This is a genomic window from Mycobacterium sp. URHB0021, from assembly GCF_054057895.1.
The window spans coordinates 3,743,942-3,770,179 of the sequence record NZ_JBSRZT010000002.1 but is presented as its reverse complement, the minus strand read 5'-3'; the positions used below and the strand labels follow the sequence as shown (position 1 = coordinate 3,770,179).

Annotated in this window: 31 protein-coding genes and 3 pseudogenes; 19 read left to right on the top strand and 15 right to left on the bottom strand. The window is 62.7% G+C overall.

Annotated features, from left to right (window positions below; genetic code table 11):
• Positions 1-1,501 precede the first annotated feature (1,501 nt).
• The 6 genes and pseudogenes from ACVWWN_RS20805 to ACVWWN_RS20780 all read right to left on the bottom strand — a co-directional run.
• Complete coding sequence (locus ACVWWN_RS20805) at positions 1,502-2,176, bottom strand: helix-turn-helix domain-containing protein (RefSeq protein ID WP_457149210.1); 675 nt, start codon at positions 2,174-2,176, stop codon at positions 1,502-1,504.
• Entirely contained in the window at positions 2,076-3,275 is a 1,200-nt protein-coding gene (locus ACVWWN_RS20800; protein WP_457145533.1) for an McrC family protein, read from the bottom strand. Before ACVWWN_RS20800 ends, ACVWWN_RS20805 begins: the two co-directional genes overlap by 101 nt.
• A 35-nt stretch (positions 3,276-3,310) precedes the next feature.
• Positions 3,311-5,398, bottom strand: coding sequence for an McrB family protein (locus ACVWWN_RS20795; protein WP_457145532.1), 2,088 nt, complete (start codon positions 5,396-5,398; stop codon positions 3,311-3,313).
• Between the two features lie 234 nt (positions 5,399-5,632).
• Positions 5,633-6,283: a hypothetical protein gene (locus ACVWWN_RS20790; RefSeq protein WP_457149485.1), complete on the bottom strand. Its 651-nt coding sequence runs from the start codon at positions 6,281-6,283 to the stop codon at positions 5,633-5,635.
• An 86-nt stretch (positions 6,284-6,369) separates the two neighbouring features.
• A pseudogene (locus ACVWWN_RS20785) lies at positions 6,370-6,744 on the bottom strand (DUF4238 domain-containing protein); the annotation flags it as partial.
• Between the two features lie 861 nt (positions 6,745-7,605).
• A pseudogene (locus ACVWWN_RS20780) lies at positions 7,606-8,498 on the bottom strand (serine/threonine-protein kinase); the annotation flags it as partial.
• A gap of 261 nt (positions 8,499-8,759) precedes the next feature.
• Between ACVWWN_RS20780 and ACVWWN_RS20775 the strand changes: the two are divergent.
• Positions 8,760-9,044, top strand: a complete 285-nt coding sequence (locus ACVWWN_RS20775) for a hypothetical protein (RefSeq protein WP_457145531.1) — start codon at positions 8,760-8,762, stop codon at positions 9,042-9,044.
• A gap of 5 nt (positions 9,045-9,049) precedes the next feature.
• Positions 9,050-9,328, top strand: coding sequence for a hypothetical protein (locus tag ACVWWN_RS20770; protein WP_457145530.1), 279 nt, complete (start codon positions 9,050-9,052; stop codon positions 9,326-9,328).
• A gap of 266 nt (positions 9,329-9,594) precedes the next feature.
• Here ACVWWN_RS20770 and ACVWWN_RS20765 read toward each other — a convergent pair whose 3' ends face one another.
• Positions 9,595-10,164: a recombinase family protein gene (locus ACVWWN_RS20765; RefSeq protein WP_457145529.1), complete on the bottom strand. Its 570-nt coding sequence runs from the start codon at positions 10,162-10,164 to the stop codon at positions 9,595-9,597.
• Between the two features lie 472 nt (positions 10,165-10,636).
• On the opposite strand from ACVWWN_RS20765, the gene ACVWWN_RS20760 reads away from it, so the two are divergent.
• From ACVWWN_RS20760 to ACVWWN_RS20725, 8 genes are all read left to right on the top strand, one after another.
• On the top strand, positions 10,637-11,167 hold the full coding sequence (locus tag ACVWWN_RS20760; protein ID WP_457145528.1) for an ImmA/IrrE family metallo-endopeptidase: 531 nt from the start codon (positions 10,637-10,639) through the stop codon (positions 11,165-11,167).
• Positions 11,167-12,201, top strand: coding sequence for a hypothetical protein (locus ACVWWN_RS20755; protein WP_457145527.1), 1,035 nt, complete (start codon positions 11,167-11,169; stop codon positions 12,199-12,201). Before ACVWWN_RS20760 ends, ACVWWN_RS20755 begins: the two co-directional genes overlap by 1 nt.
• 108 nt (positions 12,202-12,309) lie before the next feature.
• Positions 12,310-12,795, top strand: a complete 486-nt coding sequence (locus ACVWWN_RS20750; RefSeq protein ID WP_457145526.1) for a hypothetical protein — start codon at positions 12,310-12,312, stop codon at positions 12,793-12,795.
• 185 nt (positions 12,796-12,980) lie between these two features.
• Positions 12,981-13,319, top strand: coding sequence for a hypothetical protein (locus tag ACVWWN_RS20745; protein WP_457145525.1), 339 nt, complete (start codon positions 12,981-12,983; stop codon positions 13,317-13,319).
• A complete protein-coding gene (locus tag ACVWWN_RS20740) occupies positions 13,316-13,708 on the top strand; it encodes a DNA-binding protein (RefSeq protein WP_457145524.1) in 393 nt (130 codons plus the stop codon). Before ACVWWN_RS20745 ends, ACVWWN_RS20740 begins: the two co-directional genes overlap by 4 nt.
• Complete coding sequence (locus ACVWWN_RS20735) at positions 13,705-13,917, top strand: excisionase family DNA-binding protein (protein ID WP_457145523.1); 213 nt, start codon at positions 13,705-13,707, stop codon at positions 13,915-13,917. The genes ACVWWN_RS20740 and ACVWWN_RS20735 overlap by 4 nt, the downstream gene beginning before the upstream one ends.
• Positions 13,914-14,621, top strand: a complete 708-nt coding sequence (locus ACVWWN_RS20730) for a helix-turn-helix transcriptional regulator (RefSeq protein ID WP_457145522.1) — start codon at positions 13,914-13,916, stop codon at positions 14,619-14,621. The genes ACVWWN_RS20735 and ACVWWN_RS20730 overlap by 4 nt, the downstream gene beginning before the upstream one ends.
• Entirely contained in the window at positions 14,618-15,604 is a 987-nt protein-coding gene (locus ACVWWN_RS20725; protein WP_457145521.1) for a hypothetical protein, read from the top strand. Before ACVWWN_RS20730 ends, ACVWWN_RS20725 begins: the two co-directional genes overlap by 4 nt.
• A gap of 213 nt (positions 15,605-15,817) precedes the next feature.
• Here ACVWWN_RS20725 and ACVWWN_RS20720 read toward each other — a convergent pair whose 3' ends face one another.
• Positions 15,818-16,777, bottom strand: coding sequence for a hypothetical protein (locus tag ACVWWN_RS20720; protein ID WP_457145520.1), 960 nt, complete (start codon positions 16,775-16,777; stop codon positions 15,818-15,820).
• A gap of 134 nt (positions 16,778-16,911) precedes the next feature.
• Here ACVWWN_RS20720 and ACVWWN_RS20715 point away from each other — a divergent pair, with 134 nt between their 5' ends.
• The 4 genes from ACVWWN_RS20715 to ACVWWN_RS20700 all read left to right on the top strand — a co-directional run bounded on the left by ACVWWN_RS20715 (position 16,912) and on the right by ACVWWN_RS20700 (position 18,693).
• Complete coding sequence (locus ACVWWN_RS20715; protein WP_457145519.1) at positions 16,912-17,163, top strand: DUF4238 domain-containing protein; 252 nt, start codon at positions 16,912-16,914, stop codon at positions 17,161-17,163.
• A gap of 130 nt (positions 17,164-17,293) precedes the next feature.
• Positions 17,294-17,479, top strand: coding sequence for a hypothetical protein (locus tag ACVWWN_RS20710; protein ID WP_457145518.1), 186 nt, complete (start codon positions 17,294-17,296; stop codon positions 17,477-17,479).
• A gap of 138 nt (positions 17,480-17,617) precedes the next feature.
• On the top strand, positions 17,618-17,764 hold the full coding sequence (locus ACVWWN_RS20705; protein WP_457145517.1) for a hypothetical protein: 147 nt from the start codon (positions 17,618-17,620) through the stop codon (positions 17,762-17,764).
• 77 nt (positions 17,765-17,841) lie between these two features.
• Positions 17,842-18,693, top strand: a complete 852-nt coding sequence (locus ACVWWN_RS20700) for a hypothetical protein (RefSeq protein WP_457145516.1) — start codon at positions 17,842-17,844, stop codon at positions 18,691-18,693.
• Between the two features lie 24 nt (positions 18,694-18,717).
• Here the strand turns inward: ACVWWN_RS20700 and ACVWWN_RS20695 are convergent, their stop codons facing one another.
• Positions 18,718-19,266 carry a hypothetical protein gene (locus tag ACVWWN_RS20695; RefSeq protein ID WP_457145515.1) on the bottom strand — a complete coding sequence of 183 codons (549 nt, stop codon included), beginning with the start codon at positions 19,264-19,266 and terminating at the stop codon, positions 18,718-18,720.
• 173 nt (positions 19,267-19,439) lie between these two features.
• On the opposite strand from ACVWWN_RS20695, the gene ACVWWN_RS20690 reads away from it, so the two are divergent.
• Complete coding sequence (locus ACVWWN_RS20690; protein WP_457145514.1) at positions 19,440-19,805, top strand: hypothetical protein; 366 nt, start codon at positions 19,440-19,442, stop codon at positions 19,803-19,805.
• Between the two features lie 342 nt (positions 19,806-20,147).
• Here the strand turns inward: ACVWWN_RS20690 and ACVWWN_RS20685 are convergent.
• From ACVWWN_RS20685 to ACVWWN_RS20675, 3 genes and pseudogenes are all read right to left on the bottom strand, one after another.
• Positions 20,148-20,258: pseudogene (locus tag ACVWWN_RS20685) on the bottom strand (hypothetical protein); the annotation flags it as partial.
• 116 nt (positions 20,259-20,374) lie between these two features.
• Positions 20,375-21,145, bottom strand: a complete 771-nt coding sequence (locus ACVWWN_RS20680) for a hypothetical protein (protein WP_457145513.1) — start codon at positions 21,143-21,145, stop codon at positions 20,375-20,377.
• A 123-nt stretch (positions 21,146-21,268) separates the two neighbouring features.
• Positions 21,269-21,361, bottom strand: a complete 93-nt coding sequence (locus tag ACVWWN_RS20675; RefSeq protein ID WP_457145512.1) for an excalibur calcium-binding domain-containing protein — start codon at positions 21,359-21,361, stop codon at positions 21,269-21,271.
• Positions 21,362-21,655: 294 nt separating this feature from the next.
• Here ACVWWN_RS20675 and ACVWWN_RS20670 point away from each other — a divergent pair, with 294 nt between their 5' ends.
• From ACVWWN_RS20670 to ACVWWN_RS20660, 3 genes are all read left to right on the top strand, one after another.
• Entirely contained in the window at positions 21,656-21,796 is a 141-nt protein-coding gene (locus ACVWWN_RS20670; protein ID WP_457145511.1) for a hypothetical protein, read from the top strand.
• Positions 21,797-21,927: 131 nt separating this feature from the next.
• The gene (locus tag ACVWWN_RS20665) at positions 21,928-22,575 is read left to right on the top strand and encodes a toll/interleukin-1 receptor domain-containing protein (protein WP_457145510.1); all 648 of its coding nucleotides are present in this window, start codon (positions 21,928-21,930) and stop codon (positions 22,573-22,575) included.
• Positions 22,576-22,759: 184 nt separating this feature from the next.
• Positions 22,760-23,404 (top strand): toll/interleukin-1 receptor domain-containing protein, encoded by a 645-nt coding sequence (locus ACVWWN_RS20660; protein ID WP_457145509.1) that lies wholly within the window; start codon positions 22,760-22,762, stop codon positions 23,402-23,404.
• Positions 23,405-23,551: 147 nt separating this feature from the next.
• Here the strand turns inward: ACVWWN_RS20660 and ACVWWN_RS20655 are convergent, their stop codons facing one another.
• Entirely contained in the window at positions 23,552-23,809 is a 258-nt protein-coding gene (locus ACVWWN_RS20655) for a helix-turn-helix domain-containing protein (RefSeq protein WP_457145508.1), read from the bottom strand.
• A gap of 154 nt (positions 23,810-23,963) precedes the next feature.
• On the opposite strand from ACVWWN_RS20655, the gene lpqN reads away from it, so the two are divergent.
• Positions 23,964-25,076, top strand: coding sequence for an envelope biogenesis lipoprotein LpqN (gene lpqN, locus ACVWWN_RS20650; RefSeq protein WP_457145507.1), 1,113 nt, complete (start codon positions 23,964-23,966; stop codon positions 25,074-25,076).
• A 718-nt stretch (positions 25,077-25,794) separates the two neighbouring features.
• On the opposite strand, the gene ACVWWN_RS20645 is transcribed toward lpqN, so the two are convergent.
• Together ACVWWN_RS20645 and ACVWWN_RS20640 are read right to left on the bottom strand one after the other, a co-directional pair.
• On the bottom strand, positions 25,795-26,043 hold the full coding sequence (locus ACVWWN_RS20645; protein WP_457145506.1) for a hypothetical protein: 249 nt from the start codon (positions 26,041-26,043) through the stop codon (positions 25,795-25,797).
• Between the two features lie 3 nt (positions 26,044-26,046).
• Entirely contained in the window at positions 26,047-26,238 is a 192-nt protein-coding gene (locus ACVWWN_RS20640) for a hypothetical protein (protein ID WP_457145505.1), read from the bottom strand.

The window sequence follows — 26,238 nt, the reverse complement described above, 5'->3', positions numbered from 1 at the left end:
CCCAGCGGCCGGACACCATTGAGGAGGCGTCGGAATGCCCGTGTACGTCCAGTCGGCTTCCATCTGATTCCGGTCCCAGCGGCAGGACACCATTGAGGCAATTTAGTACAGGGTCGTCTGCTTGAGGGCATTCAGCTGATTCCGGTCCCGGTGACCGGACACCATTGAGGCCCGATGTGCGATTGCGTCGTGCTGGCGCGGCCCACGACTGATTCCGGTCCCAGTGGCCGGACACCATTGAGGCTGGGGCATGCCCCGCAACCCCGACGACCCCAAACGCGCTGATTCCGGTCCCTGTGGCCGGACACCATTGAGGCATGCCGGACGGCTGGTCGATGCACAAGTTACGGCATCCTGATTCCGGTCCCTATGGCCGGACACCATTGAGGCACCTTCGGCAGCAGCCGGTAGGCGCATACGTCGCGCATGATTTCGGTCCCTGTGGCCGGACACCATTGAGGGATCTACTACAAGGCCACCGATACGTCGTTCGTGACGGGCTGATTCCGGTCCTAATGACCGGACACCATTGAGGCTGCGCCGCCGGGTATTCCCAAGTAGGCCCATCGCCGTATGATTCCGGTCCCAGTGGCCGGACACCATTGAGGCGGCACTTTCGGCATCATGCTCAACCCCTGATTCCGGTCCCAGTGGCCGGACACCAATGAGGCAACACGTACTGGCGGCGGTTGTCGGTCGCGGTGTTCGGCTGATTCCGGGCCCTTGGGTCCGGACACCATTGAGGTTGTCACTGCTTGAATCCGAACTGCCGCAACGCCATTGAATTCCGGTCCTTGTGACCGGTCGCTTCTGAGGCGTGGTTACCGTTTCGACGTCGTGGCTGTTGATCACGGCTGATTCCGGTCTTCAAGACTGGACACCATTGAGGCTCGTGAACGGGCATGATGACGGCGAGTTCGTCGACCCGATTCCGATCCGTGTGGCCGGACACCATTGAGGCTGGGCGTAAACTCGCGTTGCCACGGTCGCGACGTATCCTGACTCCGGTCCCTGTGACCGGACACCATTGAGGCTGCACCCGTTTGCCGCCTACCCCGGAGGTGTCGATCTGATTCCGGTCCCCGTGGCCGGACACCATTGAGGCTGGCGCACCCGGGACTGCCACTGCTGGCACTTCGCATGATTCCGGTCGGTGTGGCCAGACGCCAGACACCATTAAGGCTCGTTGGTGGGGTGTCCGAAGATGTTCGCAGCTTATGATTCCGGCCCTAGTAGCCGGACACCATTCAGGCACGAACGTGCCACGCGGGAACAGGTGCGACAGCGCGTCTGATGCCGGTCCCAGTGGCCGGACACAATTGAGGTCCCGAGCAGCTGGATACCGACAAGTACTGGCGCTCAACTAGTTCCGGTCCCTGTGACCGGACACCATTGAGGCGTGATGCTGTCGACCACGACCAGCGCAGGGAAGTCTCCTGATTCCGGTCCCTGTGGCCGGACACCATTGAGGCACCGGCGACCCAACGTTCCCCGGCGAGTACTAGACGCATGATTCCGGCCCCTGCGGCCGGACACCATTGAGGCCATACGCCCAGGTCCCCGGCACCGCATAGCCGACATACTGATTTCCGGCCCGAGTGGCCGGACAGCATTGAAGCGATTGGATCGGCATGTCCACGGGCCGGTTGAACGGGCTGATTCCGGTCCCAGCGGACGGACGCCATTGAGGCCCCGGCTCTTCGTAGACGACCTTTACAGGCGGGTCCTGATTCCGGTCCCAGCGGCAGGACACCATTGAGGCGACACCCGCTACGGTTTCCGGCGTTGGCCTAGGGCCGGATTTCGGTCCTTGGCCGGACACAATATTGAGGGCAAAGTGTGCAAAGGATCGTTCCTTCACCCAGAGCAGGAACATTAAAGCGTTGAGCCGTCGTCGATCGGCGGCCCGTTCTACGGCGAGGCACCGGTAAAGCGTCGCTCGGCTTACTTCCAGGTACTTCGCGATGTCCCTGCCGGTGTGGCCGTCGGCCTTCATCCGTTTTGCGGTGGTGATTTGCTCGACGTCGTCGATCTTGCGCGGCCGCCCGAACTTGGTGCCATTGGCGCAAGAACCTTCATTCGACGCCGAGCACGTCGCGAGCGCAGCTTGGGTTGAGCCAGCTTCCGACTCTTTCGGCGAGCCTTGCGGCGGCTTGGTCCGGTGTCGCTGCGTCAGAGTTCCAGTTGAACCCGTTCACCTGGACCGACCCCACATGCACTTCCTCACCTATCTCGCACGGACCGAACGCGATGACGGTCGCCTTCTTCGCGTGGTATCCCGTGGCAAAGGTTGTGACCTGGTTCAGGTCTCCCCGTTTGATTTCTCCGTCGGCAGTGAGACGATATTTCACGTCACCGACCGCGTCGTTGCCGCCGAAGACAAGGTCAGGGTTGAGGCTTCTGTTGCGGTCGCCGAGCAGGATTTTGCCCGTTTTCTGGACCTTCCAGGCTGGCTCAAGGTGTGTGCGCAGCGAATTGCGCAGGCCCTCTTCGACGGCCTCCGGTGTCCGGAAAACGAAAGTCCAGGTTGACTTTTCGCCCTTCTCCATGCTGAGGCCGGTGCTCGCGAGGATGGCCAGCGCCAGTGGATGAGCATCACGGTAGCGTCGGCTCAGGGTATCTGGTCTGACGCCGAGATCGGCCCGCCGCAGTCCACCCACATCGCTCATTCGGTGATGGATTCGTCGGCACCGCTCCCGCAGACCCAACGGTAAATCAGGCAACCCCAGCAGCCTTACGCCCGCCGCTTTGAGCACCCTATTCAAACTGGTGTCTTCACCGAATCGGTCAAATTCACAACGGATTACGGGACGACCGGCCAGCACTGACTGCGCGGTCTTCACCGGGTGGATGCGTCCCCGCGCGCACGACAAGTCGGCGGTGAACCTGCCATAGTCACTGACCAGTCCGCGCCGCAGGAGTACCTCACAGCTATGAACGAACCATCGTGCGATGAGGCTGAAGAAATTGTCGTCGACCCCGAGCCTCGAGCGCTCATACAGCGACCGTGGGACCTGGTTCGACTCAACCAGAAGATAAAGCAGATGCGGCAGAGGGATCTTCGGTTCGATGATCAGTTGCAGATCTCCCAGCCCAATGACTCCAATCGCGTCGGCCACCCTGACGGCGTGCCGGGCGTCTGCGAGGCGTTCGCACCGCACCACGCTGCGGTTCGGAGTCTCGGTGTCGTCGCTGGCTCCCCACCATTGTTTTTGGGATGCCAGGGCGCGGCCCACCCGGCGCAGTTCATCGGCTTGGCTATCGGTGAGTGTCACCGTCGAGGTTTTCGACTCGGTGAGCCGCTCAGTATTCACAGGCTGGGGGCGCTCGGCCAAAACATGGTGAGGTCGAACTGCTGGACAAGATCAGGCTGATCGAAGAAATACTCCTCGATCAGCGGCCGGATCTGGCGAAACCACGTGCGGCCAAGGTCTCTGTGGCCGAAGTGTTTTGCCATGAAGAAGCTGTGGCCGATGGTGTGGTGTTGGTCAAGATGTTGGGTCAACAGATCGTTCAGTTTCCGCAGGCCCTCGGCGAGGCCGACGACCTCGGAGTTGTTCCCGCCACTGCGGTAGTAGGCATCGAGGATGTCGGGCCGAGGTGGGCACTCGAACATATCGAATCGCCTTCTAAGGGCGGTGTCGACACTGCGGATACTGCGATCCGCAGTATTCATCGTGCCAATGACGTATAGATTCGGCGGCAGTGAGAACCGATCACGGTGCAGCAGTCGTATCTCCTTGTCACGATATTCAAGCAGGTACAACAGCTCACCGAAGACGCTGGGAAGGTTCGCCCGGTTCATCTCGTCGATCACGAGCACGACGCGATGATCGACCCGGCGGGCGTGGTCTGCGACTTTGACCAGTGCTCCGGGGACCACCTCGAACGCCACTTGCCCCTCGCGCGCCACCGGGCGAAGCCCCTCCACAAAATCTTCGTAGGCGTAGCTCGGGTGGAACTGCACGATGTGGACGGCATCCGGTTGGCCTTCGGTGAGAAATCGCCCGATCCGCTCCGCGACCCAGGTCTTGCCGGTGCCGGGGGGTCCCGCCAGGATGATCTGGGGCCGACGTTTGAGGAGCGTGTCGAGGACATCGTCGACTTCGGCTCTGCTCCACAGGGTTTCGCGGAGCAACCGTTCCAAATTGTCCGATGGATCAAGCCGCTGCGGAGGTGTCGACGGTGCCGCCTGGGTACCGCTCGGCGATTCGATCAACGGGCGCAACGCCTCCCACTGTTGTTCGGTGACAGGGAAATTGGTGCCCTGCGGTTGGCGGATGACTGACAGATCCTTCAACACCGCGTGGTTGATCAGGTCTCGGCGCAGCACCGGTCGGTCTAGAAGGATGTGTTCCAGCCGGTAGCCGATGGCGCGGCTCTCCGGCGGTGCCTCAGTGGGTTCCCAGTCCTCGCGGTCCCTCATGAAGCTCTCGCCAACTATCGTGCCCGTCGCGTAGATGCCTGCGTTTTCGCCCGCCGTCCACAGCAGGACAGTGTCGCCGTCGGAAACCTTGTCGGCGTGCTTCCGCAGCAGCCAGCTATCCACAGTGCCGGGCTGTGTTGACGGCTCGGCGAGAAAGTCCAGCAGATCGAACAACTGTGGGTTGGCCTGGAAGATCCAGACCTTTTGCCCAGGCCGGGGGTGGGGCCGCGCGCCGCCCAGCCTGACTAACTCGTCGAAATCTTCTTTGGCGATCGGCAGGATTGAGGTCTGATGGTTGACACTGGGTCCCTCCGGCGACGGTACCGGCCGCTCGAATCGCACATAGTCAGCGATTGTCGCGACGAAGTCACCCGGCGCTTGCTCTGAAACCTGCCCGATTGCCCCCACTCCAAAGTAACTTTGCGCTGTTCCGTCCGATGCTGTTCGAGGTCGGTAGTACACAAAGTGGGCACCAGGCGAGACCGACAGCCTCTTCCATGCTCCAGATGACCGCGAAGTCCAGTGGTAGCTTTGTCCCTCCGCATCGTTGTAGCCCTCGTCATCGGCACGCACCTCGCGCTGATTGAGAATGAAGTAATCGGAATCCACGGTCTGTTCGTTCAGTGCTTTACCCTGCCCTTCCCCACGTTCCGCGCGGCGTTCCAGACTGCTCTGCCACTCACGGTGGGAGTTCCACGTGACCTGAATATGCGTCGGATCAACTTGGATACCCTTGCCAGCGAGAAAAGCTGCGAACGCCTTCGCAGGCTCTGATGGATCATCAACCGATTGCGTGCGGTTCACGAACGGCAAACCGGTCTTCCTTCGCTCAGCTTCCCACCCCTGCCACTCCTGGGTATTCGGGTGGGTGGCCATCACCTCTCGTGCGGTAACAGGGACTTTCTTCTTATCCTGCAACCAACGCGCGAACGACTTCACTGCTGGACTTGGGTGGTCGATGTCGTATGCCATGGAGGTGGCCTATGCCGTCGCCTTCTGGGGGAGCGTGAAGATCACATCGCCGTACTGGTTGGTCTGATACGGCCCCGCAGCAGGTCGGCGATCTTCCAGATCAGATTGGCATTGGTCTGCGCCATGGTGGCGGTAGTCCCCCTCGCGTCGGTTGCTACAGGTGGAAGTTACCCCGATCGCGCGACATTTCATTCACGACTCGACGATGATGTCGGCTCCGACGACGATTCCCAGTCACCGTGGCCCAGCGGCAACGACGGCCAGTCCGTAGTGCCGACCACCCACTCGCCGGTTTCGTCGGGTGCGATGACTCGCCACTCGCTCGTCCCGAATGCGGCGCTCCAGGCGGGCAGCAGCCAGACAGGGCTTATATGTGCGTGGACCGTCCGGACCGAAGTGGCTGAAGGTGCTTTCGACCTTGCGCCAGAACATGTATTCGTTCGTCTTGCCGTGGTACTCGGCGATGTCGACGCGGACCCTTTCGTCACCGGCCACCTGCTCCCAGAACCAGCCGTAGAACTTGCGCACCTTGGTCGAGTAGTCGGCGATGGCGGGCAGGAACTCAATGTCGCCGTCATGGGCTTCAATGTGCCGCCCGGAAGCCCCTTTCCACCCGCCCCACTTGAGCAGTTCAGCACGGTCCAGCCGCACGGAGTTCTCCTGCATCACCGGACCGCCGCCCACCCCGGGCAGTCTGGTACCCATCCGCACCGGCGGAATCGCATAGTGCACAGAGAAGCTCCTCAGATCGACCAGGAACTTGATCGCGTCGTCGCCGAACACTCGGTCGCGCTTCGGCTCCCACACCTTGACTTCCCAGACGGTCCGCCTGTCGTTCTCGTTGTCCGGCACGAGGCGACCCGGCCACAGCTTGTGGTGCACCATGCGCTATGCGGGTTTTGATCGTCGTCAGCGATCGATTGAAACTCGGGGCTTTGAGCCGACATCCAGACGCTGTACCGGGTCTGGATGCGCCTTTGCTGGAGAGTTCGCATGCGCCGGACCGCGATCGTTATGCCCAGGCCCAAGAGGTCATCGAAGCTCAGGGTCTCCGGGTCTTCGAGGTCCGCAAACAGACGCTGGACACGCCGAAGCTCCGTGTCCACGACACCGAACAGCTTCTCGACTCGAGAGTGCGGCGCGCCATCTGGCCCGATTACTCTGTAGAAGCCCTCGTTGACACAGACGTCCCGAGTGCCGAGTGCCTTAACCGATCCCGTCGCCGTGTCGAGCGCCCACACGCGCCGACCGTCGAACGACCACTCACGTAGGTATGCCTGCGGGACATAGTGGTGTCGACGGCTCTCCGTGTCAGGCACCCGTTGCTGAGCCAGGAGTCTGTCCATGTAGCTGCGGGCAGCATCGGAAAGATAGCGTCCACCGCCCGTGTGGGGAACTCCGCACAACCTTGGTGACCCGCCAACCGCCCGGCGCTATCGGGTGGCGTGTCAGTTGCGAAGCTCACGCTTCGCCTTTTCGGTCTGCCGGTCGTCGCATGTGCGGCAGTATGCGCCAACGCGCCGACGCTGATGGCGGGTCAGCTAGCTGCCGCCTCGGCGGCTCGTTTTCGAGACGACCGTCTACGGGTGGTACGCAACCCACACGGGATTCTTGTCAGACTGCGCACCGTCTCCCATGCACCACACCCCGTACCCGTCGCTGGACCGCCCTGTCGTGAACGGCACCTCGCCGCTGCAGGAGCTGCCGGTCCTGCCGACACGGGGTGCATCCGCCCACCCCGCTGATGGTCCCACCGCACCCGCCTCGGCGGAGTACCACTTCATGGGTTCACCGCGATTGAGATTCTCCGAGTAGCCGCTGCACAGCATCTCCTGCCCCGACAGCGGATCGGTGGAGAACTTCATCCAGTCGGAGCACTCGTCACCAATGGTCGGACCACTGTGAACCTGGGCGGTGGTTGTCGTTGGTGCGGCCGTGACTGTCACCGGCGGCGGGGCGGCAGTGGATGATGGGGCTGCAGTCGAGGTCGGGGTTGGGGTGGACGTGGTCGGTGCATTGCTCGATGAGCTGATGGTGGTATTGGACTGCGAGTGCTGCCATGGCCGCCACAACATCCCGGCAACACCGAGCAGAAGCAATACCGCTGCGACGGAGGCCCCGATCAGTTTCCGCGTGGCAGGGTGAGTTGAGCCACTCTGGGCTTTAGCACCCACGGTTTTGGAGGGGGTAGGCGTGACGTGGGGCCTGCGGGCTGCCGAGGCTGGGGTGGTGGGCGGTGCGGCAACTCGCGGGGTCGGTGGAGCAGTGGTTTCGGTGAAGGCACGGGCGAAGTCGGTGCAGCTTGCGAAGCGGTCATTGGGGCTCTTGGCCAACGCTGCAGCCAGAATTGGGTCGAGCGAGGCGAGGTCGGGTCGTGTGTCAGCAAGGGCAGGTACTGGTGCGTTGAGGTGGCGGCTGATGACGACTGCGGGGTTGGAGTGTGGGAACAGCTGCAGGCCTGTCAGTAGGTGGTAGGCGGTGGCGGCCAGCGCGTACTGATCGGCGCGTCCGTCCAACGGCGGCTCGCCCATGAGTTGTTCGGGCGCGGCATAAGCCACTGTGCCCACGGTCATGTTGGTTGTGGTGATGCCGCTGATTTCATCGACTGATCGGGCAATCCCGAAGTCGGCGAGGAGAACCCGTCGATCATCGTTGTCGAGATCGGCGACGATGATGTTGGCGGGCTTGACGTCTCGGTGCAGCAGACCCTCTTGTGGGCATAGTCCAGTGCGCTGGCGACGGCGTTAATGATGTTGATAGTCAGTTCGGCGGGCATGCCTGCGGGGTAGCGAGTTTGCACCAGCCGGGCCGCGTCGGAACCCGCGATGTAGTCCATCGCGATCCACAGCTGGCCGTCATGTTCGCCACGGTCATGTATTCCCACGATGTGGGGATGCCGGAGGCTTGCGGCGAGGTCTGCTTCACGGATGAACCGCTCCTGGAACGAGATGTCGCCGGAGACATCGGGGCCGAGAACCTTGAGGGCATCGTGGCGGGGCAGACGGGGATGCTGGACCAGGTACACCTCGCCCATTCCGCCCGAGCCGAGCAGTCGCAGAATCCGGTATCCGGCGAAGGTTTCACCGATCCGCAGTGGCATGGGCGCATGTTAGTTGCTGACGAGGTTGCTCGGTGCTTACTGCGCGCCGACCACAGTGCCGTGTGCCTAATGGTCACAGCGAGAAACCACTTAGCAAACTAACTGTAGGGAAACACCCGATACCTCCCGCGCCCCTTTCGCCTAAGTTTCGTGGTGGATGCGGCTCAGACAAGGTCAGGCCGTCTCATCTCATTGCTCAATTCGGAAGCTGCGGGGCCGCAGCCTCGCTTTGGTGGAAGCGCCAGGAGAGTGCGGGGAGGAATGATCGAGCCGACCAAAATCTGCACGACTGGGCTGGTTATCGCTGGGGCGGTAACCGCCGCTGGACTTGCCCTCGGATTCTCGGCTCACGCCCAGGCTGACATCACTCCAAATCATGACAGCATGATCACCACCAATGTCTGCGAGGACATTCTACTGGGGTGGTCAGATGGTCAAATCATCGACAATCTTTCGAATAGATATGGAGTTTCGAGTCAACAGGGCCTGCAAGTCATAACAGAGATGCGTGTTCCTGGGAACTGTCAGTACGACGAGAATTTCTGACGACCGTGACCAAGTTGTTTGCCGTCGTCGCTGCCGCCCTGTCCGTCCCGTTCCTGGGCGCGGCTCCCACAGCCCATGCTGATGCCTACTGCGAACTCGGCAACCTGCTGATCCCGCAGGAAGTGCATCATGTGGGCACCTACCGTGACGCTACCTGTGCGACGGTTGCCGAAGTTGTCACGACTATTGACGACAGCGACTGCGTTCGCGCCGTGACGAACTACGTCGTGAGTCGCGGTTACGACCCCTACGTGGGCAAGGACATCGCCCTTCACAACTGCTGAGCGCGCACTGGTTCGTGGGCGGTGTCCCCGGGTGGTGGGAAATCTCTAGCCGGTTTCCTCAGCTGAGGACTCTTCGCACATACAGCCCTCGAGCGTCACGAGTGACGTGATGCCGCCCTGGTTGACGCAACACGCAGCAGTCGGCGACCACCCACAGCCCCCTGCGGGGATGCGTTCAGGCGCTGCCAGGCGAGACCGAGCCTCCGCTCCCGGAGCGCGCCCAGTTCCACAGTGCGCTGTTCGGATGGCATCGGGCGTAAGGGCCGTCAAGCAGCAGAGGACTCGCCACTGGCGAGGTACCGGTACACCGTGGCGCGGGAGACGCCGAGCATCTTGGCGATGTCGGTGGCGTTAATGCCCTTCTCCCGCATGTTGCGCGCCTTGGCGGCGGCGGCGTCGTCGACCTTGCGAGGACGACCACCCTTCCGCCCGTTGGCGGCTGCGGCAGCGAGACCGGCGCGGGTGCGTTCGATCATGGTCTCCCGCTCAAGCTGCGCGAAGGCGGCCATGATGGTCAGCATCGCCTTGCCCATCGCGCCCTCGGTGTGTAGGCCCTCGGTGATGCTTCGGAAGCCGATACCCCGTGACATGAGTTCGTCGACGACGGCGAGGACGTGCTGGGTGTTACGCCCGAGTCGGTCGAGCCTCCAGACGGTGAGCACATCGCCTTCTCGGAGGTGATCGAGGCACGCGTCGAGACCCGGTCGGGCCGAGGTCGAGCCGGAGACACCATGGTCGGTGAAGATACGAGTTCCCCCGGCTTCCTCAAGCGCGTCGATCTGGAGCTGAGGGTTCTGGTCGGTGGTACTGACCCTTGCGTATCCGATAACGGCCATTGGTGTTTCCTGTCTCAAAATCCCATCACGATCCGGGTTTTGATACTACACGGTTATGAGACGGGTTTTCAAGACAGCCCGGGATGCGATTGCACCTGTTCAATGGAGTCGGCCCGAGCGGGCTACCGCAGTCGCATCAACCCATCGTTTATGAGACCGTGACCGAGACACAGCCCGCAAGACACGACATCGGCCTAGACGGCGATGAACTCGCCGCCGGGCGCTTACCGAGGCTCGCTCAACACACTGAAGCGCACGACCGGCAGCGCCTAGCTGAATGTCGGTGAGCAGCAATAAGCTCTGATCGTTGCGATGAGCAGAGTGTCGAGTGCCCGGTGGCGGTTTGGCGCGCTACTCTCCGCACAGCCGGATAGCGAATACCATGGTCACCCAGGTCACGAAGGGCCGAATTTGCGATGTAATTCGCACTATCAAACGCCGACGGAAGCGGGATGATTGGGGGGTGGACGTCATGAGTGTGATTAGTGAGGGTGCGATAGAGGCCCCGCGATCGAGGCTGTCGTACTCGGCGATCGCGACGTACGCCGAGCAGATCGCATACGAACACAAAGTCATCAACGAACATGGCTACGTCGACGTGCATGCGCTGCTCAAGAAGCTTGGCGGTCAGATCGAGGTCGACAACCGCGCTGAGTCGCTCGAAGTGCGGGAGCCAGGCGACTTCACGGTAATCATCCCCACGCACACCTCACAGCTGCGGGACAGGTTCACAATTGCCCATGAGCTAGGGCACTACTTCCTGCACTACCGAGCTCCTGAAAGTCATCGCATTGGTGAGCGCACATCCACGTTCACTCGGTTGGGCCGCAACGTAGCCGAGACTCAGGCGAACGTGTTCGCGTCGAACCTCCTGATGCCCACTGAGCACTTCAGAGACGTGTTCGTCCGGCAGAACTGCAACATCGTGACGGTCGCTGAGCACTTCGGGGTGTCAGTCCCGGCGGCGAAGGTCCGCGCCGAGTATCTCCGCCTTCTCACCTGATGGCGGCTGGCCTCAACCAAGACGGCTCCATACTCTTCCTCTCCTGCGATCTGCAGAACTCAACCCAGTTCAAGCAGAAGAGCGAGGGCGGATGGATTGCGACCTTCCTCGCCTTCTACAGCGAGTTCCCCTCGCTGCTGGCAAACAAGATAACCGACTCATATCCGGTTCTGGCGGACCGTCTGTCGCTGTGGAAAGCCATCGGCGACGAGTTGATTTTCTCGGTCCGGATCCAGTCGGAGGAGGAGTGCAGCGACGCCATCGACGCGTGGATGGCCACGATGCTTGAGTTCGAGATCCAACACCTCCTCGGGAAGACACCGATGACGCTCAAGGGCGGAGCGTTCCTGGCGACCGTCCCCGCACCTGACCGTCGTGTTGCGATCCCCCGCACAGTCCAGATCTCCGACGGCGGATCGCAGATTGATGTGGAGGAGACGAACGAAGCGGCGCTCAACACCGCCGACGCAACTGGGGACTTCGCGATCAACTTCGCAATGGACTTCGTCGGGCCGAGCATCGACACTGGCTTCCGCGTCCTCAAGTTCGCTGCCCGCAGCTACTTCGTGCTGACTGTCGAGGTAGCTCACCTTCTGTTCAAGCACTACAACGACGACAAGACCAAGCGTGGCCGTGCGGCACACCTCCTCGGAACGCACTCTCTCAAGGGTGTGTGGGGCGGCAGGCCGTACCCGGTGTTCGCGATTGCGCGGCCGTTGGAGGCGGCCACTCCTGAGCAACTGCTCGCCAAGGCATTCGGGGACGGTGACAACCCCGGCCTGGTCACCGATGAGTACCCGCACCGCACGCCCAGTGAGGTGCTCGCGGCGATCGAGGCATACCGCAGCGCTGATGCATGGCAGGGCGCGGTTCACGCCCCTGATGCGCATGAGCCGGACTTCAAGAAGCATCAAGCAGTCATCGACGTTCGTCAGTACCTCGACAACCTCAACGACACGTCCGAGGATCCCCTCGACAGCGCGGAGGATCGCGGCGAGGAGGACGCGGTCGCCGACGACCTACCTCGCGACTGAGGACGCCACCTAGCGGTCAACTGCCTGGGGGCTGGCACCCGAACCAACCGCCAATTCCGGTCATCGATCATGGCCAACGGTCGGAGTCGTCCGCGCTATGGTCTGCGCATGGCAACCGCATCTAAGCGACCCAAGCTCACCAACCAGCAGGTCGGCGCAGCGGGGGAGCATTTCGTCACCGCTGAGATTCACAGACGTGGCGGCTACGCGATGACCTTCTCCGGCAACATGCACGACATCGATCTGTTGGCTAGCGACGTCAGCCACGACCGCGTCATCAGCATCCAGGTCAAGACCAAGACCAGCGGCACATGGCAGACGAGCACGACCAGAGGGAAGAAACAGAAAGCGCCCGAGGTCGAGACGAAGTATCGGGTGCTTGTCGACCTCGGCAAAGAGCAACCCGAGTTCTATATCGTCCCAAAGTGGTGGGTGGAGAACGACATTCACACGGCCCACAACAAGTACCTGAAGGAGTTTGGCGGTCACCGCGCCAAGAACCATGCCAGCACCCACCACGCGATACCGGTGTCTCGCCTCGCCCACTGGAAGGACCGCTGGGAAGTCCTCGGGATACTGCCGACGGTTGAGTAGTCGCCAAGTGGCGGGCCTGGTTCATCATCGCAAGCGGCTAGGTGGCTGCGGCGTTTGGTTGTCCCCCTTTCTGAGTGCTGTCATCGATATGGCGTCGCGAAGCGCGAAAACTGCTCACCGGGACAACAGCCTGATGTCAACTTTCATTTGAATCGTATTTTCCTGCGGCATTTAGCATCTGGCCGATGGCGAGTTCGGAGGACACTCCGCAGATGCGCAGTCTGCGCGGCCGCATCGGCGCTTACGAGTCTTGGGCGAGAACGGAGGACCGGGCAGCCCGCACGTGGCCCGGACGCAAAGCTGCGTTGGACCGTTTCGAGCGGGAGGTGGACCCCGACGGTGTGCTGGCATCCCAAGAGCGCGTCAAGCGTGCTGAGTGGGCACGCAAGGCCCACATGCAAAGGCTGGCGCTGAAGTCGGTGGCGGCACGGCAGCGGCGCAAACTCATCTGCCAGACCTGCGGTGCGCCAAAGGAAGCCGATGCGCTGATGTGCCCACGGTGCCTGGACAAGATCGAGCCGTGACCACCCTGCCGCCGTGGATGACGACCGCGCAAGTAGCCGAGCACTGCGGTGTTGATCGCGCCGATGTGCATTACCGGCTGCTGCAGAAGCTGGAGGTCCGCCGGATCGGCGTTCGAGGTGGCGCTGCGCCGTGGGGTCGACTGATCCGCGTCGGACGTGCATCAGTGCTGCGGATATGCGGGGAAACCGTTGTGCCCGCTGAAGCGCTGCCGCGCTGGGTGACCCTTAGACAGGCCGGGACCTACTACCAGGTCAGCGCGCACCTCATTCGCCTGCTGATCGCGCATGAGCAACTTGATGCCCGGCGCATCGGCTCTGGCGGCGCCATCCGCATCGACCGGGACTCCCTGCTTGAGCTGGGCCGAATCCGTATTTGGAGGGCGTCGTGACGCGGCGCTACATCACCATTGCCGAGACCGCCGAGTACCTCCAGATCAGTGACCGCACAGTGCGCCGATTGATCGCTGACGGCGAGCTGACCGGCTACCGGATGGGCCGCTCGCGCCGCACGATCCGGGTCGATCTCAACGAGATCGACGAGCAGTTGATGCGCCCGCTAAACGCTGCGCCGCAAGTTCGGAAGCGCCGGACCTCATGAGCGGTGACCCCGGCTCGATCAAGGCCACGACCTTCTGTGGCGAGTGCGGCCACTTCGCCAGCGTGCACCACGGCGGCGGTGGTGGCCGCCCCGGCGGGTCATCATGCGCGGCCCCCGAATGCGACTGCACCATGTTCGTCGACCCCGGCGATGCCCGCGTGCCACTCGGAGTCGGCAACTTGACCGCTGCCGAGGTGGCTCAGCTCACCGGACTGTCGGTACACACGTTGAGCTACTGGCGGCAGAGCGGCCAAGGACCCAGCACCATCAAGGCGGGCAGCCGCACGCTATACCGCCGCGAGGACATCGAGCAGTGGCTGGCCACCGTCGATGGACGCATCCAGCCATCAGCCACCGGGGCCTCGGGCTGGCACCAGAAGGCCGTCGACGCGGCGACCAGAATCGACCCGAACCACACCGCACCGTGGAAGCTGGCCACCACCTACGCGCTGCTGGCCATCGCCGAAACACTGCTTGCGCAACCAACACCCAGAGCGCCGCGCCCGCCAGCACCGTCTGGCACAGGTCAGCCTGATGGCGAGCTACTCACCGTCGCCGACGTTGCCGCCATGACCCGGCTGTCGGTGGGCACTCTGCGGTACTGGCGGCATACCGGGTCGGGTGGTCCGCCGTCGGTGAAGCTGGGGCGGCGGGTGCTTTATCGCCGCGCGGAGGTCGAGACGTGGCTTAAGGAGGCACGGTGACCGCACCGGTTCAGCGCACGCTGCCGGGGACTCCCATTCCCCGCGAGAGGCTGGTCGCCGAGTGGGAAGACCTGCGCCGCCGCAACCTCCTGAAAGGTCCGATGGCCAGCTTCCTGTTCGACCTTCACTACTCGGAGCCCGAGAAGACTTACCAGTGGCGCATCCAACTCGACTGCGGCTGTGTGCGCGACGTCCTCACCCGCCACCACACCGACGACAAGCCCGCCGACAAGGCGGAGCGGCTAGCCGAGCTGGCCCAGACCTACTACTTCGGCCATGTGAAGCCGTCGGAGCCTGAGATCCGCGAGACCAAGGAACAGGCCGAGAAGCGCGCCGAACAAGCCGCCCGAGCGAAAGTGACAGGCACCGACCTCCCGGCCGAGCCTGAACAGCCCAGCATCTACGGCAAGGCGCGACTCAAGGATGACCAATTCCTTTGTCAGGACCCGAAATGCCCGCAGTATCGATCGCACGGCGGTCCCGTCCGAGACATTGTGGAATGGGTTCGCCGCCGGGACACCCACTACGTCAGTGAGCCGCTGGAGATCGACGGCAAGGTGATACGGGATGCCCGCCAGTACGCCGTCTGGGATGTCGTGCTCAGCTGCGGGCACTTCACGCAGGAACACACCGAACCCGGATGGAAGCCCGAAGACGGCCCGGTTCACCGGAAGAGCAAGAAGCGGCTCCCCCTCAATCAGGTTTTGGAGGAGATCGCCAACGGCGATCCTGACGAGGAGGCCTACTGGCGCCGGGTGTACGACGAGAACCACCCTGACCCCGCGCCGTTCACACGATGTCGCACGTGTGCCTGCCTGCGCACGATCACCGCCTACCAGCGCGTCGGCTGGCTAGCGAAGAAGGCCAAACCTGTTAAGGCGCGGCCGATCCCACGCAAGACCCTGGAACGGCGCCTCCGGAAGCTGGAATCCGAAGCCGTGCGACTACGCGAACAACTCGACAATCTGCCCGTAGACGGGTGAGCCCCTAAGGCCGGGTCTACGCGTCATCATCAGCACATGGCTACGTGGCTGCGGCGTTGATCGCGGCGCGTGCCATCGAGCCTGAGGATGCGATGTTCAGATGCTGCCGAACTCGCCGATGTGTCCGTGGCACAGGTTATAACCGGCGTTCAGCGACGTTCACCTGCCGGGCCGATCGCCCGAGGAACGGCGGATCAGTCGCCGTTCGGTGGTCTACGCGGCGAGCAGTTCCGTGGACCACGCGGCGATCGTCGGCTCGAACCGCTCAGGAATATAGGACTCTTCGGGGGGTGCACCGCCCGGAGCGCGGGAAGCAGCCTCGTACAGGCACACGGCGCACTCGACCATGTTCAGCGTCACGGCGAGGGCATCGGCGATCAGCGAGAAGATCGTGCCGCCTCGGGAATACTCCGTCATCCACTTGTATCCGTGGATGAAGCTGGAACCGTAGGAGTAGAACGACCGGGCCGCGCCCTCCAGTCCGTTCGCGGCGATCTCCCCGGTATCGTGCGCCGGTACGTGGCCATCGACCCACTGGGCGGACGACCGGATCGTCGCGGTGAAGGATGGCGTCTTGGCGAAGGTGTACTCGGCCTTCGCCTTGTCGAGCATCTCGTTGTACTTGCGCCGGTGATCGGCGTTCATGGCCTGCAGCTGCGGCGTGAACCGATTGCCACGCTTGGCCTCGTTCTCCGCGTCGATCACGAGGTAACGGCGGCGCTGTTCCAGCTGTTCCATCTCCTCGGACCTACACCGGTCCCGGCGGACCTCGCGATCCGGGTCGCCCAACAGCCAGATGGTCAGGGAGGCGCACTCCATCGCCACCCGGCACAGCTGCAGGACCTCGGATACGTGGGGCTGACGGTGTGATCGGCGGCGGGCGACCAACAGCCCGGCGGTGTTCATGCTCTCGACGGCGCTCATTGCGGGGAACATCGCGTGCTCGGCGACGGCATGCGGTCCCGCCAGCGTCAGCGGGTACACCGCGGCGAAGGCGGCGTCATCGGCGGCCAGTAGACTCGCGGGCTCCGCGTGGTGCGGGTGCAGACCCCACTGGTAAAGGTCGCCGCAGCGCTGTCCGCGCTCGTCGATACGGGTCAGGACACCGTTATTCGCGAGGTTGAACAGCGCCTCGGCTTGTTCCGCAGTCAGTCCCATGTTCGGAGTGCCCATGGGACAACTTTAGGCAGCGGGTCCGACAGGTTGCGGTGCCTGGCGGCCTCGCCTTCCACCTCATTGAGCAACTGTTCGGGGGTAACCTCCCTGCGCTGGCAGCCTGTTGTCGCCGTCCTTGAGTCCCGTCACCGATGTCGCGTCGGGAACCGCGAGGACTGCTCAACTACTTCTACTCCATCGACGGCCACCCCGATGGCCCGGACGCCTTTGAGCAGGCCCTGTCGAAGTTGGAAACCGGGGCTGCGGCGGTACTGCGCGCCATTGTTCAGGGCAAGTGGCCGCTGTCCGCAGAGCAACGCCTCACGTTGAGCACCTTCTTCGCGGTGCAGTACGTGCGCGGCCCAGACCACCGTCGGACATGGAGTACATGGCGGCGCAGATGACGCGGCTGGAGGTCACGTTCAACGGGCGCTAGAACGTTCAGCAGTGGGCCGAGCACCGGTACGGCGTCGAGCTGGATGCAGACGAAGTCAGGAGCTGTGGCAGCAGACCACCCGGCCCGAGGGTCCACCAATGACGTTGCCACCGATCGCGCACATCGCTCAGATCATCGAGTCGGCTAACATTTTGTTGCCCTACATCGCGGGAAGGCCGTGGACACTTGTGCGGTTCAACCGCCGACCGCTGGTCACCTCTGATTTCCCCGTGGCGCTCATACCCGAGCAGGGGATCGATTCGCGGGAGGGGGTGGATTTATGACGGCTCAACTGATTACGTTCCCGCTGACCCGCAAGCTCGGTTTGATCATGGGTGATGCGATGATGTTCGCTCAGGCCAACATCCCGGTCCACCGACTACGCGCGGGCGAGGCCGATGAGACCGAGGGGGACGACCTTGATGGCGAGACTCATCAACGACAGCACGGTGCATTCGGCCAGCGAGTACGTCTATCACCACCCTGCCGACGAGCATGCGTTGCCGTCGCCGCTTCCCGGCACGCGCTTGAGCAACCTGTCGATACCGGGCCACGAGAACGACGCATAATCCGTCCGCTCGCCGGTCCGATCAGCGGCAGTGCCAACACATCACCGTGGCGGGCCGGACCTCCTAGCATCCACAGCATGGCCTCCAACACACCAGACATCGAAGTCCTGCGCGACCGTGTGATCCGCGCCAGCGAAGTACGCGCGTCGATCGGGACGCTATGGAACGAATACATGGAACGGCAACCGCGCCGCTTCGGTCTAGTAGCCGACGCCGAGTCCGGTACCCGCTGGACTCTCGTTATCAACACGACCGAACCGATGCCCGTACGGATCAGCGCCCTGTTCGGCGAATGGCTGTACCTCCTACGTGCGGCGCTCGACGGAACTGCCTACTACGTCGCGGTCCGCGACAGCGGCCAGAATCCACCGCCCAAAGAACGCAGCATCTACTTCCCGATCAAGACCGATCCCGCCAAGTACGACAGCCCGGGTCACCGGCAAGGGTTGATCGCTCTGTCCGACTCGACCTTTGCGGACCTGCGTACCGTCCGGCCGTTCAACGCGCAGCCCGACTACAAGTCGAACGTGCTGTGGTGGATCGAAGAGTTGGCGCGTATCGACCGTCACCGGTATGGGCACACCCTGGCCCCGCACATCGTGAACGTGCGCATCGGGCTGAAACCTCCGCTGACGTTGGTCAAGCACCACCTTCCCGAGCCAATGACAGTGCGGGTGCCGATTGACGAATCCGCCCCTATGCCGCTCCTTGACTTGGAGGCCCCAGCCGATTTCAACGAATTGGCCGTCCGACAGCACATGGACATCAGCGACGCGACCGAGAACGCGCTCGATGTCACCGAGTGGGTGTCCAACGCCTCAGCGCCCATGAAGAATATGGACCTCGGCAAGCGGATGTGGCGGTGCGAAGACTTCCTGCTAAACGACATCATCGAACCGATGGTTAACGCCTCGCCGTCTCCTCGGTGAAGCGCGAACGCGACGCCCGCTTTCTCATCCCTCGGTGACGATCAGGGCGTCCTCGATGCTGTAACTGTTGGTGAGGCCAAGTGATTGCTCCCAGTCGTGAATCAGGTCGGCGGACTTGTCGCACGCCCATTGCGCGACTCCGGCGCACAGGACATGGTGCGGAAACCACGGGGTCGCGCCTTGCATCAACGGGTTCTTCGGGACTAGCTCGATCAGCCGCTTTTCGAGGGCGTGGGCCTCGTTATCCCATTGAAGTTCGGGCTTGAAATGAACAAATGCGTCGCGCAACTTCAGCAGGCCGGAGACATCTTGGCCGGGGCGCTGCCCCTTGTCGATGGCTCGTCCGGTGACGCAGACAAGCGTCTCATCGAGCTTGTCGATTACTGGCAGGCGGTCCGCCCGCTCTCCCCCGGCCAGGTCGCGGATGGCATCAATCTGCTTATCGCTCAGACCGGCTAGACGGTGGCTCGCCGACGCTCGAATCGGCTCCAAGGCAGCGTGCCAAATCTCGTTGACGCGGGCTTCCAAGAAGGCCGCCGACTCGACAATCGCGCACACCGCATATGAGCGCACGTCGTAATCGTAGTCGGTGAATCATCCTGGCGGGCTTCTAGAGCGACCCGTTCGCGCTCATGGCAAAGCGACGCCATCAAGCGAGCCGCGCGGATGTGCGCACCTGCGAAATAGTGGCGCGTCCCGATCACGTCGTAGGTCGGTTTACCGGACGAATCTCCCATGGCCGAAGTATGCCGAAACGACTCGTCAGCCCGCCCGACGACGACTATTATCCGCCTATCCGGCGTGTCATCCAGGCGGGCGGCAGTGGCACCCTTCCCCCGTCCCTCATGGGCACGACGCTCGACATCAAGCGGGCTGACGAAATACACCTACTGACCCACCAAGTGCACCAACACGTCGTGGGCCACGACGAGTACGGCGAGACTGTCGGGCTGGTGCTGCCCGGCCTGCCACGTCACCGCCTGCTCAAGATCGGGGAGGTGACCGGCGATGCGGGTGGTGCCAGTTTCGAGAACCTGCAGCAGTGCCGGGCGACCGGGCTGGGACCCGCGCGAGGCACAGGTTCCAACTATTGCCATCCAATTCATGGGTGATCATCGAGATGATCGACCGGTTTGATCGAGCATCCGGCGGGCACCGTCGCGGACGATCTCATCCAACAACGACCCGCGGCCACCACCGTCGTTCTCATTGGCGCATTCCGCATCCGGAACCACCGTAAGCATGGGCGTACCTTCCCGAACCAGCGCGCGAACGCCGGGCTCTTGATGAGACCTATGGCATCGAGATCATCCTCGGGAAGCTGCGCCCACTTTCACGCTGCCTCGTCGAGGCTCATCCACAAGGGGACTGAGCGCGAACAGGGGGTCTTCAATGACGCCGGAGGCGGACTTCTGGAATGAACTCACCGTCGCTCAGGAATGGTTCTGATCGTCCTACAACGCTTGCTCGTGTGCTGCTTGGAAGGCGTCCTGGATGTCGTAGGGGATCATGCCGTAGGCGGCACCATAGTGCCCATTCTTGAGCGCCCACGACCTCATCGCGGGAGCGTCACGGCGATGTGAGGCTCATGTGGACCTTGATCTGTACCTTGATCCTTCTTCCGCTTCTGTTGTTGTGACGGTCATCGGTCCGCCTCTGGTTGATCAGGCGTCGTAGCTCATCAGCCGCTTCCGTAGCCGTAGGGGCCTTCATGCCACTGCCCGTTCTCACAGGTAGCGAGGTCCCCCTCGCCCTGGAGCACGCGGGTCGCACCTTCGGTGCACCCGGCTTGCACCGGGGGCGACTCGACGGGCGTGACCGGCGGAGCGGGTGCCTGGACAGTCACCGCCGCAGAAGGTGGCGGTGATGCGGAATGGCACAGGTACTGAGCAGCGATCTCCATGAACACCCCCTCGTTGTAGACGTTGGCCTTGCTGATCTTCGCGGGATCACGGGTATAGCCCGCGTCGCGACTCACTTCCGCGTAAAAGGGCTCAGCAGCCGCGCGGGGATTTGGATATCGATCCATCACCTGACATGCCTGGTAGCCATAGGCGACCAGCCTGTTGTCTGTGGGACGACCACCGGGGATATCGGCGGTGGGGATGTTGGCATAGACATCCGACACAAAGCTCGCCTCACCGGCAGGGTTGGGCGGATAAGGCGGAATCGGAGTCGGCGACATCGGCGCTGGGGGTGCAACCGTCTCGACAACATGAGGCGAAGGTGCCTGTGCGACAGGCTGATTGGCATCGCGGACGACAACAAGCGCCACCACACCGGCCACCGCAATCACGACCAGGCTGACCGCAATACTCAGCGCGGTAATGCGCCGCGACGTCAGCCGCTGTGTTGGAAACTCGTCGACGTCGTCATAGTCGAGCGCCCAGGCGTAGGCCGCCTGGGTTTCGGCCTCAGCGACGCCCGCCATCTCGGTCGGCTCGTTACTCATCGATGGCCTCGAGGACGATCCCGGCGGCATTGCGGAACCGCTCCGGGGTGAAGTCCGCACGCCCCGGCTGGCCGCTGGGATCGGGAAGCCAGCCCGCTGCTGGTTGGTCCATAGTGTTTCTATCTACTCACAGGCGATGCCGTCGCCGTCACGGTCAAGAGGGGAAGGCGGGTGCCCCGGCGGCGTATATGTTCGTCTCGGCCTGCCCCTCGTCAAATGGGTCCACCATTTGTGGTCCCCTCTCCGACCAGCACTCCGGCACAGCAAAGTCAACAAACACTCTGACGCGACCGTAACAAAATCCGCACACAATCACTCGCAGTTCAGCAAAGATGCTCACCCCTGCTGAGATGCGGATTGATACAGCTCAGTGACCTCACGCACTGTCGATCCACCATGACGTCCCGGCCGTCACCACAGCAGTCGAATCAGCCATCTCCGCACCACCCCTCAAGTTGGATCGGCGGAACTGCGGATCGTGTCCGGCAGTTGGGACATGACGGTGCGGGTGTGGCCCGCTTACCCCGACCCGTGTCGGCGTTGTGCGCCAAGCTCACCACCAATATGAGCCACCAGCTGTGGCGGGACTGGGTGTCGCCCGACATCGACTACATCAAGGTCTGCCCTGACCTGCCGGTCGCGCCGGACTAGCTTCCCTGCCGTGCGGCAACCGGTGGCCGAGCTGCCCGCCCTCATGATGTGAAGGGGCGATTCGAGCGTCGGGCATATGAGCATCGGTGCCTCCTTAAGGCGAGGCACCAGTGTTCGTGGGGGGTGATGGCATGCGCCAACTGTTCATCTCCTACGCGCGCGAGAACAAGCCTGACGTCGAGGCGCTGGTCCGGGACCTGGACGTCCTCGGCTATCAGACGTGGGTGGATTCATCGCTGCGGGGCGGCCAAACGTGGTGGGAGGATATCCTGCGGCGCATCGCCGACTGCGATGTGTTCCTGGCGATCGTGTCCGGCCCCATGCTGAATTCGGTGGTCTGCAAACGGGAACTGGAATGGGCGCTGGCGCTAAACAAACCGGTGCTACCGCTTGCGGTGGAGAGGCTTCCTGACGCTCTTCCCCGCTCCATCTCGATTTGCCAGACCGTCGACTTTTCCCAGCCCGGGAGAGAGGCCGAGTTCGCCGTGGCCGGTGCACTGGCGAACCTGCCACCTGCACCGCCGCCACCCACCCTCCGACCCCAACCACCCGCTGCGCCGCTGTCGTATCTAACGCACTTCGTCGAGCTGGTATCTGCGCCAAACGCCCTTTCCCACGACCAGCAACGCCAAGTCATTATCGAACTGGAGCCTGCCCTTCGTTCCGTCGATCTCGAGGAGCGACGAGGGGCCCGCGTCGTGCTGGAGAGGTTCAGCGGTCGTGACGACCTCTACGCGGACGTGGACCGGACGATCACCGTGTTGGAAACGGCTCAATAACCCGGCGAGCGAACCCCCGAGGGCTGAATCACGACAACATCCCAACCTGTCGGTGAGGTCGTCAAAGCCTGCGGCCCGGAGACCTTCGCCGTTCGAGCGCTCGTGGGGTCACCCGCGCCTACCCGTCCGCAAAGACAGGGCCCGCGACTCCTCGCCAAGCGCGGGCGTTCGACTGTCCAGTTCTGTGTTCGCCCCTCGTGAGGTGCAACCGGGCCAAACCTTTATGGTTCGGGTATTTGCCCACTTGCCAAGCGAAGACGAAGAGGTCGAAGCCCTGGCGCGCAAATTCGACGATTCGTCGCGGCCGATGGGCACCGACGTACTGGATTCCCGGGTGCGTGAGGGCGAACGCCTGGCATTCGAATTGCGGCTGCCGGAGCTGCTCGTCGACGATCCAGTCCAGTCGATGGTTTGGGTAGGTCAGCCGCGATCGGTTCAGTTCGGTGTAACAGTGCCAACCGATTCCACGCCGCAAACCGTGATCGGCACGGTGACAATCAGCCGTGCTTCGGTGCCGATCGGACGTGTCACGTTCATGGTGAACGTGTCCGAGCCTGAACCAGGTCTCGTGCCTGGACTCCCCTCGGCGCCGCGTTATCCAGCCCTTCGACCTAATTATCATCGCTACCGAAGGGCGTTCATCTCCTATGCGTCGGCCGACCGGAAGGAAGTGCTCAAGCGGACTCAAATGCTCCCCGGCGCTGGCATCGACTTTTTTCACGACATCCTCACGCTCGACCCAGGGCAGCGCTGGGAGCGTCAGCTCTACTACGAAATCGATCGCTGCGACCTGTTTCTCCTGTTCTGGTCCTCGGCAGCGAAGACCTGAGCATCCCGCCGATATATTGACGAACAGCTGATGCGCCGACGAACCAACCGCCGCGGGCACGAAATCGGCGCACGGCCTAGTTCTCGCGGCCGAGCCAGCACGCAGATACCACGGCCAAATCGCTCAGTGAGTGCGGTACGTCCGCGTTTACGCCTGCGGCGGAACCGGCAGCTTGCTCACGAGCTTTCCCGCATCGATTTCGAGACCATCGGCGATCTTGACGATTGTCTCCAGCCGCAGGCTGCGTTGACCGCGTTCGACCTTGCCCAACTGTGTCCAGTGAATGCCGCACCTGACAGCCGCGGCTTCCTGACTGAGGCCGAGCGCCCGCCGACGATCGCGTACCCGTTCGCCAAAGACCCGGGTGGTCTCGTTCAGGGCGGGCTTGGATCGCTCGTCGGGCATGATGACCAACCACATACGGCCCGCGTGGAATCGACCAGAGCGTGCTGTACGCATGCGTATTGCACCCATGCGCAATGACCTTTACGATCGACTGAATGTTAGCTGGTGGGATTTCTGAAGCTGCTTGTGCGGCCCAGCTACTTTGCGGAGAGAAATGAACCCACCATTGCGCACCCCTGGGCCACCCCAGTACCGCGGAGTCAACCTATGGCTCACGGTCATCGCGGTCGGCGTGTTAGTACTCGGGGCGTGCTCGCAATCGGAAAGTTCGGGTAGCGAGCCCTCTGGTCAGGACGTTGGCGTAGCGGCCCCTGTACAACGAACAATCTCCGGGACATCGGACGATTGGTTAAGTGCGGTCTGCGAGCCCGGCCGCTTGTATGAAAACCCATCAATGCCGGGTGCCGTTGGGGGCGCCACATGTGCACCGCGGGTGACCACACCAAACCCGAACACCCAGATATGGATTTCGCAGTTCGACTCCGAGTTCACAATGCGCAATGTACTGCCCGCCCGCCTCGCCAAGTACGCCGCGACAACCGAACATAGCGGTTTGATCTGGACGTTCTCCATCATCGACAGCGATCCATCTCCGCTCCGGCCCTTGGAGCAATTCGGCTTCAGCATCGAGCAAGTCGCCGCACGCGGCACAGCCCCGCCCATCTCGAGAGCACCGCCAACTACAGCTCCTGCACCGCCTAACCGAAGCGCACTACCCGCGCCTACACGCGAGCGGTCCGCTGGACGCCAGCCGACGATTGCGTCGTATATCAAGGAGAACGGCATCGCCGAGACTCCGGCAAAGCGTGGCGATCCAGTGTCACCAACAATCAACTTGCCGTTCCCGCCGGGCTGGGAGGACGCGGGTAGCCGCACCCCCGATTGGGCTTACAGCGCAATACTTTCCACCGACCCGGCCATGGCCGCGGATCCGCCGTCCATCATCGCGCTGCTATCCAAGCTGACCGGCAATGTCGATCCCTGGCAGATCCTCATGTACGCACCCAACGAGCTCAGGAATCTCCCGGGATACGACGGAGCGCAGCACGCCACGTCGAGCACTCTCAGCGGGTTCGATGCGGTCCAGATCGGCGGCACCTACATCAGGGACGGCGTCAAGCGCGTCATCGCTCAGAAAACTGTTGTCATCCCTACAGCGAATGGGCTGTATGTCTTCCAGCTCAACGCCGACGGCACCGGGGATCAGAAACGTGCATTGATGGATGCCACCCAAGTCATTGACGACAAGACCAAGATCACGCCGTAACGGCGGCGTCCGACCCACTGCTCGGCCACATGTCGAGGTGTCCGCCGGTGAGCTTCTCGGTGACCGCTCGTGCCTCAACCGATCCACAGAGTCGCGGTATTACACGTCGGCTCGTCCTGCCAGACCGGCTGGGCAGGCGCAACATTAGCGGCCTTCGAACGGCTACGCGACACCTGGGAACTCGTCGATACCGCCCGGGCCCAAACGCCTCGACGACATCGCCATCAACCTCTTCCGCGCCGCTGACGTCTACGAGTACCGCGACCACGCCAGCGGGCGACAACATCCCAGAGTTCGTAGTTCGCCGAAGCTGCGCTACATTACTCCTTGATAAATGCTGCGTCGATTCTTGCGCGACTCTTTGCAAGTTCTGTACCTTCGCCCGGAAACACCGCACGTCACAGGCGTAAGAGGTTCGAACCCCTCAAATTTCATCTGTTAGAGCTTGGCCTAGTTGGCTATTGGACTTAAACCTCTGCGGCATTGAGCTTAATCTCGTCGCCAATTGACCGAAGCAGACGGCCGGATCCTCTGACGCCGTGCCTTCGGGCAGCTGCTGCACGGCGAACCGGACGTCTTAGGACATCAAGTGATCAGGCAACGGCAGGGGTTGACCAGCATAATCTCGCGGCGACACCCTTCCAGGTCTCCCAATCGCCGGGTGGTCCGTGTCAGTGCCTGGGGGCCAGCGCCCGGGCTGGCCGTGCCTGGAGCAGGTTCACGATGTGTCGTCATTGCGCACCCCCCGGATGATCGCCCCCATCGGTGTCGGCGAAGTAAGTTCTTCTCTGGTAGGTCCGGTCTGCCGGTCCTGCTGCCTGCGTATCCCATTCGCGGAACGTTCCAGCCATTCACAGTGCCCGTGGTGCCCGTTTGTCGGGTTGCGGGCGTAACTATCACCGGGGTTGAGCCAGAGAGTGCCGTGGTCGGCGAGGACACGGCGCAGCTCGGCGAACAGCTCGCGCATCTTCTAGACGTACTCGGCGGGCGAAGCCTCCAACCCGTACTGGACTTCGATGCCGTAGTCGCGCAGGCCATAGTAAGGCGGGCTCGTCACGATGCAATCCGCCGAGCCATCGGACAGCTCGGTGACGCACTCCAGTACGTCACCGCGCAGCAGGATCAGTCGCTCGGAGGCGGAAAAGGTCTGGAAACTCTTCAC

What these genes read in the sequence shown, in the direction of transcription:
- ACVWWN_RS20765 (WP_457145529.1), bottom strand. Translation starts at nt 10,164, where the DNA reads ATGGCCGTTATCGGATACGCAAGGGTCAGTACCACCGACCAGAACCCT.
- lpqN (WP_457145507.1), top strand. Translation starts at nt 23,964, where the DNA reads ATGAACCCACCATTGCGCACCCCTGGGCCACCCCAGTACCGCGGAGTC.
- ACVWWN_RS20750 (WP_457145526.1), top strand. Translation starts at nt 12,310, where the DNA reads ATGGCAACCGCATCTAAGCGACCCAAGCTCACCAACCAGCAGGTCGGC.
- ACVWWN_RS20645 (WP_457145506.1), bottom strand. Translation starts at nt 26,043, where the DNA reads ATGCGCGAGCTGTTCGCCGAGCTGCGCCGTGTCCTCGCCGACCACGGC.
- ACVWWN_RS20775 (WP_457145531.1), top strand. Translation starts at nt 8,760, where the DNA reads ATGATCGAGCCGACCAAAATCTGCACGACTGGGCTGGTTATCGCTGGG.
- ACVWWN_RS20710 (WP_457145518.1), top strand. Translation starts at nt 17,294, where the DNA reads ATGACGTTGCCACCGATCGCGCACATCGCTCAGATCATCGAGTCGGCT.
- ACVWWN_RS20745 (WP_457145525.1), top strand. Translation starts at nt 12,981, where the DNA reads ATGGCGAGTTCGGAGGACACTCCGCAGATGCGCAGTCTGCGCGGCCGC.
- ACVWWN_RS20760 (WP_457145528.1), top strand. Translation starts at nt 10,637, where the DNA reads ATGAGTGTGATTAGTGAGGGTGCGATAGAGGCCCCGCGATCGAGGCTG.
- ACVWWN_RS20700 (WP_457145516.1), top strand. Translation starts at nt 17,842, where the DNA reads ATGGCCTCCAACACACCAGACATCGAAGTCCTGCGCGACCGTGTGATC.
- ACVWWN_RS20690 (WP_457145514.1), top strand. Translation starts at nt 19,440, where the DNA reads ATGCCGAAACGACTCGTCAGCCCGCCCGACGACGACTATTATCCGCCT.
- ACVWWN_RS20715 (WP_457145519.1), top strand. Translation starts at nt 16,912, where the DNA reads ATGTCGCGTCGGGAACCGCGAGGACTGCTCAACTACTTCTACTCCATC.
- ACVWWN_RS20790 (WP_457149485.1), bottom strand. Translation starts at nt 6,283, where the DNA reads ATGGTGCACCACAAGCTGTGGCCGGGTCGCCTCGTGCCGGACAACGAG.
- ACVWWN_RS20655 (WP_457145508.1), bottom strand. Translation starts at nt 23,809, where the DNA reads ATGCCCGACGAGCGATCCAAGCCCGCCCTGAACGAGACCACCCGGGTC.
- ACVWWN_RS20680 (WP_457145513.1), bottom strand. Translation starts at nt 21,145, where the DNA reads ATGAGTAACGAGCCGACCGAGATGGCGGGCGTCGCTGAGGCCGAAACC.
- ACVWWN_RS20720 (WP_457145520.1), bottom strand. Translation starts at nt 16,777, where the DNA reads ATGGGCACTCCGAACATGGGACTGACTGCGGAACAAGCCGAGGCGCTG.
- ACVWWN_RS20795 (WP_457145532.1), bottom strand. Translation starts at nt 5,398, where the DNA reads ATGGCATACGACATCGACCACCCAAGTCCAGCAGTGAAGTCGTTCGCG.
- ACVWWN_RS20730 (WP_457145522.1), top strand. Translation starts at nt 13,914, where the DNA reads ATGAGCGGTGACCCCGGCTCGATCAAGGCCACGACCTTCTGTGGCGAG.
- ACVWWN_RS20755 (WP_457145527.1), top strand. Translation starts at nt 11,167, where the DNA reads ATGGCGGCTGGCCTCAACCAAGACGGCTCCATACTCTTCCTCTCCTGC.
- ACVWWN_RS20705 (WP_457145517.1), top strand. Translation starts at nt 17,618, where the DNA reads ATGGCGAGACTCATCAACGACAGCACGGTGCATTCGGCCAGCGAGTAC.
- ACVWWN_RS20665 (WP_457145510.1), top strand. Translation starts at nt 21,928, where the DNA reads ATGCGCCAACTGTTCATCTCCTACGCGCGCGAGAACAAGCCTGACGTC.